Origin of the sequence: uncultured Psychroserpens sp. (genome assembly GCF_947501425.1) — a bacterium.
Classification (GTDB): domain Bacteria; phylum Bacteroidota; class Bacteroidia; order Flavobacteriales; family Flavobacteriaceae; genus Psychroserpens.
Map to the genome: position 1 here is coordinate 1 of NZ_CANMVN010000013.1, position 9,392 is coordinate 9,392.

A 9,392-nucleotide genomic window follows, 5' to 3' on the forward strand; every position below is an offset into this window, starting at 1 on the left:
CAGGGAACTTATACAATTAACTGGACCTTCGATGATGGAAACGGCAATAGTATTGTTGTGCCGCAGAATGTGATTATCAATGATGTCACAAATCCAGTGATACCAACCTTATCTGATGTGACAGGCGAATGTTCAGCCACAGCAACAGCACCAACGACAACGGATAACTGCTCAGGCACACTCACAGGAACAACGAGTGATCCACTAACGTATAATTCGCAAGGAACATTTGTAATCAACTGGACCTTCGATGATGGAAACGGCAACAGTATTGTTGTGCCTCAGAATGTGATTATTGATGATATCACAGATCCAGTGATACCAACCTTATCTGATGTGACAGGCGAATGTTCAGCAACAGCAACAGCACCAACCACAACCGATAACTGTTCAGGCACACTCACAGGAACCACAAGTGATCCACTGACCTATAATTCGCAAGGGACATTTGTAATCAACTGGACCTTCGATGATGGAAACGGCAACAGTATTGTTGTGCCTCAGAATGTGATTATCGATGATGTTACTGATCCAGTGATACCAACACTCTCTGATGTGACAGGCGAATGTTCAGCAACAGCCACAGCACCAACCACAACCGATAACTGTTCAGGCACACTCACAGGAACCACAAGTGATCCACTGACCTATAATTCGCAAGGGACATTTGTAATCAACTGGACCTTCGATGATGGAAACGGCAACAGTATTGTTGTGCCTCAGAATGTGATTGTAGATGATGTCACAAATCCAGTGATACCAACACTATCTGATGTGACAGGTGAATGTTCAGCAACAGCAACAGCACCAACCACAACCGATAACTGCTCAGGCACACTCACAGGAACCACAAGTGATCCACTGACCTATAACACGCAAGGGACATTTGTAATCAACTGGACCTTCGATGATGGAAACGGCAATAGTATTGTTGTACCTCAGAATGTGATTGTAGATGATATCACAGATCCAGTGATACCAACACTCTCTGATATCACAGGTGAATGTTCAGCAACAGCCACAGCACCAACTACAACCGATAACTGTTCAGGCACACTCATAGGAACAACGAGTGATCCACTGACCTATAACACGCAAGGGACATTTGTAATCAACTGGACCTTCGATGATGGAAACGGCAATAGTATTGTTGTGCCGCAGAATGTGATTATTGATGATATTAGTGGACCTGTTCCACCTACATTAACAACTATTACAGCAGAGTGTAGTGCTACTGTTCCAGTACCAACCACAACAGACGGTTGTTCAGGAATAATTACTGGAACAACATCTGATCCATTAACTTACAATACCCAAGGCGCTTTTGCTGTGACATGGAATTTTGACGATGGTAATGGCAACACTATAAATGTCGTTCAAAACATTGTGATCAATGATACTACAGATCCTATACCAGTGTGTCAGGACTTAACAATTCAATTAAGTGATGTTACTGGTACAGCGACTATTACTGGAGCTCAGGTTGATAATGGATCTTCAGATAACTGTGGTACAGTAAATTTCACCTTATCTCAAAGTACTTTTGATTGCACAGATATAGGAACTAATGTTATTGTATTAACGGTTGATGACGGAAATGGAAATAGTGCAATTTGTACGTCAACTGTAACCGTTATTAGTCCGAATATTTCAGGAGGAACAGCCTTAGGCTATTTGAATAATACAGAGACAATTGCAGATGAAGACAATTTAGTTGAAGTCACTGCGTGTCCGGACGAACCACAAAATGCTACATTTAGCTTAACAGGTCATACAGGAAATGTGGCTTATTGGCAGTCTTCAACAAATGGAGGCTTGGTTTGGACAACAATTCCTAACACAACAACAACCTATTATTTTGCTGATATTCTTGAAACCACTTTAATACGTGCAGTGATCCAAATAGGTTCATGTCAAGCCACATCAACAATTGTTCGTGTGGTTGTGATTCCACCCGATATACCACCAACAATTATCGGTCCAGATACATTTGATACCTGCTTAGGTGCAAGTATTTCAGTGGAAGCTCAGAGTTCTTTTGCTACTAATCCAGAATTGAATAATGGAGGTGAGTTTAATCAAGCTAATTTACCTGGATGGTTAGTAGATGGAAATGACGGCGTTTCTGGTTGGAGTGCTTCAGGTAGCAATACCTCACCAACACCTTGGCGTGGTATTAGTAATGGTAATGCAAATAATTCGAGTAATATTACTGAAGGTGTTCGTTATAAAAATCAAGGAGGTGGTAAATTCGCTATTACTTATGGTGATTTCAATGGAGCAGATCCATCACCACCAGTTACTACTTTGGAAACAGCTGTGTTCAATACATTAGGTTTGTCAAGTGCGAGTCTTGATTTTCAATCGGCATATTACATCCAGGCTGGAGCTTCGGGAATTATTGAATTATCAGTAGATGGAGGGGCAACTTATCCTGTTACTTTAATGAGTTTCAGCGGTCCGGGCGATTCAGGAGGTTTTGTGAATTTAGGTGGAGGCGCTAATAATGTTCCAACGATTAACCTTCAAGATGCGGCCAATTCAGTCTCACTTGACCTATCAGATTATATTGGTTTAACAAATTTAAGAGTCAGATTCACATTTACCTCTACTGTAGGAAGTTCATGGGCTATTGACGGGATCACACTCCCTCAAGCTCCAATTGATGAGGTTATTGAGTGGGAAGATGGAACAGGTACAGTTGTAACTACTGGAGCCATAACAACTATAACACCAGTAACGCCAGGTATTCAAACTTATGGTGTTACCTCTTTAATAAATGGTTGTAGAGCAATAGGTTCAGAAGGAACAGAGTTTGTTGATGTTAATGCAACTTTGGCATATGCAGGTGAAGATATCACCCAGATTATTGGTGAATGTGGTGAAGATATTACTCTAAATGCCTATGATAATAATCTAACTGCAGCTCAAAATATAACCAATGGTGTTTCAAATCCAGCTGTATTTACAACTGGAATTTATCCTGGTACAGGTGAAGCAGGCGTTTGGTCAGCAACACAACTATCTGGTTGTGGTGGAAATTATTCCTTCTCTGATGTTGGAAGTCCGACGTCTAAGTTTTCAGCAGATCCTGGTACCTATGAATTGACATGGACAGTGCCAACTATTGGTTGCTCAGATACCATACAAGTAACGATTGAAAGTTGTCCAACCATAGATTTTGACGGTATTAATGACTACATCACATTTAAAGATAATTACAACCTTAATAACCAATTTAGTATTGAGGTATGGATAAAACCGGAGTCGGTTACTGGAACACAAGTGTTATTCTCAAAACGAGATGCTAATAATTTGGCGACAGGTTATGACTTACAACTTGTAGGTACTACTGTTCAGTTTAACTGGAATGCAGGTGGAACTATTCAATCGTCACATGCAATATCTACAAATAGATGGTATCATATTGCTGTAACAAATAGTAATGGAACCTATAGATTATATATTGATGGTATAGAGGTCAGTGCGCCTATTGCAGGTGCTGCGCCTTCTGCCAATACTATGAATAGTTTTGCAGGAGCTATGGATCAGGCAAATAATGCACCAAACCGACCAGTGAGTTATTTTAATGGTTGGATGGACGAACTTCGTATTTGGAATACCGCTTTGACAACACCACAAATACGTCAGATGATGAATCAGGAAATTGAGGATAATACAGCAGTTCGAGGATCGGTTGTTCCATTGGATATCGCTGGACTATCATGGGCAGATTTGGATGGATATTATCAAATGAATGTCAATTGCGGTACGTTAATAGCTAATAAAGGAATTAGAGGTTTGCTTAGAAATATGAATTCGGCTCAGCAGGAAACGGCACCTTTACCGTACACATCAAGAGTAGATGGTCAAGATTGGGCTACTGATAACACATGGACTAACTTTAGCGTTTGGGATGCACCTAATAGTATAGGAGTTGATGGAGTTACACCAATAGACTGGAATATCGTTCAGATGTCTCACGATATCAATTCTGGTGACAAAGATATTACCGTTTTAGGTTTGTTATCTGATACAGGAAATAAGACTCTGGATATTAAAGATCCTGGCTCAGCACAGGATGAAACTAATGATGGACAATTCTTAAGAGTGACTCATTATTTAAAATTAGATGGTGATATTGATTTATTTGGAGAGTCGCAATTGCTTCAAGACGAGGGTAGTATTTTGGATGTTACTAGTGCAGGTAAGTTAGAGCGCGATCAACAAGGAACAACAAATCTTTATAATTATAATTATTGGAGTTCTCCTGTAAGTACATTGAGTACGACTTCAAATAATAACCCGTTTAATGTTAATGATATATTACGAGATGGTAGTAATTCTAATAATCCTCTTGGCTTGCAATGGACAACAGTTCATGATGCTAACGGAAGCACAACACCAATTACATTAAGTAGTTATTGGTTATTTGCTTATGAGAATTATCCTTTTGATAGTTATGCTTCATGGAGAGGATTGAGTGAAACAGATAATATTGCTACTGGGTTAAGTTTTACTATGAAAGGAAGTGGTGTTGGAGATCCTGTAACTGATGTACAGAATTATGTGTTTATAGGGAAACCAAATAACGGAACCATTACTACACCAATAACAATAGGAAATCAAGCTTTAATTGGTAATCCGTATCCGTCTGCAATTGATGCTAATGCATTTATTCTTGATAATATACCAGGGGGAAACCCTGGCTCATCTCAAAGTACCGATGGTACCTTGTATTTCTGGGAACATTACACCTCTAATTTTACCCATATTCTTGAGGACTATGAAGGTGGTTACGCTACTTATAATTTAACCGGAGGAAATCCTGCAGTGTCACCGCCTTTGATAAGTGGAAATGGAACACCATCGAAATTGCCAGGACGTTATGTTCCTGTATCACAAGGATTTTTTGTAACTGCAAGTAATCTAGGTGGTAATATTCAATTTAAAAATAGTCAACGAATTTTTGTAAAAGAAACGGCTGTAAGCTCTCAATTTTTCAGAACAAGCAATCCAAACATGTATATGTCTCAGGAAGATCCAAATCCTGAAGTACAGCGTGTAAGAATAGATTTTATGACTGTTGAAGGTGCAACACGACACTTACTATTAGGTTTTGTTCCTGGTCAGGCTACTGATGGCGTTGATTATGCCTATGATGCTGAAAATTCGGATACAGAATTTCCTAATGATATGTTCTGGCGAATCGAAGGAGGCGACTATACGACACAAGGTGTAGGTGCTTTTGATGATACAAAACAGTATCCGCTGGTTGTGTATGTTAATACTCCTGGAACTTATGAAGTATCATTAAATGATTTGGAGAATTTTGACGAAGCTATCAATGTTTATATCTATGATGCTTTACTTGATACTTATTTTGATATCACTACTGAGGCACTAGAGCTCACTTTAGATACTGATACCTATGAAGGTCGATTCTACGTTGCTTTTTCTTCGGAAGCATTATCAACGCCTGAAACAGATTTTGAAGAACAGATTATCAGTTATTTTAATTCAACTCAGGAGATATATGTTAGAACAACTCGTATTTCCGAAGTTAAAGAAATTAGACTTTTAAATTTACTCGGACAAGAGATTCAACGTTGGGATAATACTTCAGAGTTTGAATTAGATGACTCGATTAGAATTCCAGTGAAAAACATCTCTGATGGTTCCTATATTATCAAAGTCAATACTTATGATACGACGTATAACAATAAGGTAATTGTCAAAAAATGATATAAAATTCTTACAAAATTTAGATCCGTAAAGTGTATTTCATCGAATATTTATGCATTTTACGGATTTATTTATGTTTAATTCTTACATTGGCTCCTAACTAAATTGAGTTTCATTAAAGCCCTAATGTAATGAAAACATTGACCTACGTTTGCTTAACTATACTTTTTTGTATACCTGGTAGTTTCGCGTTTGCCTCTGAAATTGAAGATGTTCCTTTTGCATTTTCAGACATACAACGTGTAAGAATTGATATCACGACACCTTTAGGTTACACACGACACTTATTATTAGGATTTACTACAGATGATTCTGCTACAGATGGATTTGATTATGGTTATGATGCACAAAACATAGATAACTATGCCAATGATTGTAATTGGATGATTGATGATAATCGCTATGTCATTCAAGGTGTTGGTTCATTCCATGAGAGTAAGACCTATCCGCTTGGTGTATTTTTAGCCAATGGTGGAGATGTGGAATTTTCACTCTTATCATTAGAGAATTTTGATCAAACCATAAGTGTTTATATTTATGATGCTCTGAATAATTCAGTAGCACCTATATCAGATTCAAGTGTGGTTAAAACCATCTCAGAAGGAAATCATATCAATCGTTTTTATATCACTTTTACTAGTGATGTTAATCAAATGAATTTTGCAAACAATCAATTGTCAGTCACTCAGGTTCATGAACAGATTAACAATATTAACTATCTCTCTTCTACTAAAGAGTTAATGATAAAAACAGACCAAGCCTTAGAAGTTAAAGCCATAACGCTCTATAGTATTTTAGGGCGAAAAGTAAAACATTGGTCTAATCTGAAATCAAACAGTAATGGAGAACTTAAGATTCCATTATCTAATATCTCCAATGGAACTTATCTTGTAAGGGTTAAGACCAATACAGGTATTACTAATAAACGACTTATCATTTCTAAATAACAGAAACCTATTTTGTAATTTATTCTGTGGCATTCTTTTTTGTAATTTTAGTGTTTACAAATTAGAACATCATGTCAAAGAAAAAATTAGGATTAAATACCATATGCACTCATGTTGGTGAAATCAAGGATGAGCAGTTTAAAGGCGCTATATCGCCAATCTATTTGTCAACGTCTTATGAGTTTGATGATGTAGATGTGAAGCGCTACCCACGTTATTTTAACACACCTAATCAAGAATATTTATCGAAGAAAATAGCTGCGTTAGAGCATGCTGAAGCTGCTATGATCTTTGGAAGCGGAATGGCTGCTATTAGTCATATGTTTCTGGCTTTTTTACAAAAGGGAGATCACATTGTCGTTCAGAATACCTTGTATGGAGGAACAAGTAATTTTATTCGTGAGGAATTTCCAAAATATGGTATTGAATATACATTTACAGATGGCTACAATATCACAGATTTTGAAGCTGCTATTCAGCCAAATACTAAAGTCATTCATATTGAAACCCCTTCAAACCCTTTATTGACTGTTACAGATATTAAAGCGGTTGCACAACTGGCAAAATCAAAAGGCATTGTATCTACTATTGATAATACGTTTGCGAGTCCAGTAAACCAAAATCCGATCGATTTTGGTATTGACATTGTCATGCATTCGGCTACAAAATATCTTGGTGGCCATAGTGATATTCTGGCTGGAGCTGTAGCAAGTTCTAAGGAGCATATGGATCGCATTTGGAACGTTTCTAAGAATCTAGGAGGAAGTTTAAGCGATATGACCGTTTGGATGTTAGAACGTAGTATGAAAACATTAGCACTTCGTGTTAAAGCTCAAACGAAGAATGCTAAAAAGCTCGCAAAATTTTTAGATCAACATGATGATGTGGCTAAGGTTTATTATCCTGGTTTGAAAAGTCATCCAGAGCATAAATTGGCTAAAGAACAGATGCATGATTTTGGTGCCATGCTGTCCTTTGAATTGGTTGAAGGTATTGATGCTATGGCATTTCAAAAGCAATTGCAATTGATCAAATCCTCAATGAGTTTGGCAGGTGTAGAGAGTACCATGTTGTTACCTTCGGAAACGTCTCATGCCTTGTTGACTCAGGAGCAACGTGATGCTGTTGGGATTAGTAACCAGTTGATTCGTTTTTCCATAGGCATTGAAACCTTTAAAGATTTGAAAAACGATATCAAGCAAGCCATTTCTAAAACTAAAGTCGCATCTTTTGCATAAACACAATAAACATGCTGAAGGCTATGACTTTGAGGTCTTGGCCATAAGCTCACCAGGGTTAGTGCCTTTTATATACGAGAGCAACTATGGTCGCTTCACAATTGATTTTGCTAATCCGAAAGCCGTTAAAGCTTTAAATACAGCCTTACTAAAATTATACTATGGTGTCGATTTTTGGGAATTCCCTGATGCACATTTATGTCCGCCAATTCCGGGTCGCGTTGAATACATTCATTTGCTAAATGATTTGTTAGCATCGTCAGGATTGACAAAAGATATCACCATTTTAGATATTGGAACTGGAGCCACATGTATCTATCCCTTGTTAGGCCACGCCGAATATGGCTGGCGTTTTATAGCTTCGGAAATTGATAAACAAGCCTATAAGACTGCTAAACGAATCATAGATAAGAACAAGCTCAACTCTGTTATTGAATTGCGATTTCAGAATAATACACAATCGATTGTTGAAGGGGTTATAAACGCTTCGGAACAGATTACAGCATCGATGTGTAATCCACCATTCTATAAAAGTGAAGCAGAAGCCATAGAGCATACAGAACGCAAACTCAAAGGATTAGGTAAATCTTCTGATACATTCATTAGAAACTTCAGCGGAACAGCAAACGAACTTTGGTATCCAGGAGGCGAAAAAGCCTTTTTGCATAATTATTTGTATCAGAGCTCATTATTAAAAACGAATTGTATCTGGTACACGACCTTAGTTTCAAAAAAAGAGCATGTTACATCCATGAAAGCATCTCTCAAAAAGTTAGGAGCGACAACCATTAAGGTTTTAGAATTGTCATTAGGACATAAAATAAGTAGAGTAGTAGCCTGGTCGTTTTTTACAGACAAGGCTATTCAGAATTTGAAAAATAAAAAATGAGGTTGGCGTTGTTGTAATTATGAATTAACCTTTTATTCGTAGTGTTGCCAACCTCATTTTCGCTATGATCTAAACATGATCGTTTAAATGGTGGTGTTCGTCAATTAACGGTCCACCTTCTATGATTTGCTGTGACGCTTGTCCTGCAAATTTTTCAAAATTCAAATGGAATGAATGTGCCAGTTGAATAGACTTACTAACGTAAGCACCTTTTTGCAACCAGGTATTCATTGGATCTAATATGTCTGTTGGTACACCATCACATTCTTTTGGCATAAATAATCCAAAGATTGGATGCTGCTCAAATTCAGCGTTATCGAGCTTTCCTTCTAAGATAGACGTAATCATGGCTCTGGTATATTTTAATTTAATTCGAGATCCTACACCATAAGGTCCACCTGTCCATCCGGTGTTAATCAGCCATACATTCACACCAGCTTCCTGCATCTTTTTGCTTAACATTTCAGCATAAACCGTTGGGTGTAATGGCATAAATGGTTCTCCAAAACAAGCAGAGAATGATGGTACAGGTTCTGTAATGCCTGCTTCAGTACCAGCCACTTTTGCTGTGTA

General features: G+C 37.7%; 5 protein-coding genes. 4 read left to right on the forward strand and 1 reads right to left on the reverse strand.

The genetic code is table 11. The annotated features are described in order from the left end of the window. The 4 genes from Q0951_RS16830 to rlmF form a co-directional block, all read left to right on the forward strand. Positions 1 to 5,745: LamG-like jellyroll fold domain-containing protein (locus Q0951_RS16830; protein WP_367179771.1), on the forward strand; the 5,745-nt coding region annotated here is incomplete at its 5' end. Between the two features lie 131 nt (positions 5,746 to 5,876). Beyond that, on the forward strand, positions 5,877 to 6,692 hold the full coding sequence (locus Q0951_RS16835) for a T9SS type A sorting domain-containing protein (protein ID WP_299339463.1): 816 nt from the start codon (positions 5,877 to 5,879) through the stop codon (positions 6,690 to 6,692). A 71-nt stretch (positions 6,693 to 6,763) separates the two neighbouring features. Further along, positions 6,764 to 7,930: a PLP-dependent aspartate aminotransferase family protein gene (locus tag Q0951_RS16840; RefSeq protein ID WP_299339464.1), complete on the forward strand. Its 1,167-nt coding sequence runs from the start codon at positions 6,764 to 6,766 to the stop codon at positions 7,928 to 7,930. Next, positions 7,923 to 8,819, forward strand: a complete 897-nt coding sequence (gene rlmF / locus Q0951_RS16845; RefSeq protein WP_299339465.1) for a 23S rRNA (adenine(1618)-N(6))-methyltransferase RlmF — start codon at positions 7,923 to 7,925, stop codon at positions 8,817 to 8,819. The genes Q0951_RS16840 and rlmF overlap by 8 nt, the downstream gene beginning before the upstream one ends. Positions 8,820 to 8,888: 69 nt before the next feature. Here rlmF and Q0951_RS16850 read toward each other — a convergent pair. After that, on the reverse strand, positions 8,889 to 9,392 hold a 504-nt coding region (locus Q0951_RS16850), incomplete at its 5' end, for a phosphoenolpyruvate carboxykinase (ATP) (RefSeq protein ID WP_299339466.1).

Bases quoted from the DNA above. Each gene is read 5' to 3' on its own strand.
- Q0951_RS16835 (WP_299339463.1), top strand. From the start codon at position 5,877: ATGAAAACATTGACCTACGTTTGCTTAACTATACTTTTTTGTATACCT.
- Q0951_RS16840 (WP_299339464.1), top strand. From the start codon at position 6,764: ATGTCAAAGAAAAAATTAGGATTAAATACCATATGCACTCATGTTGGT.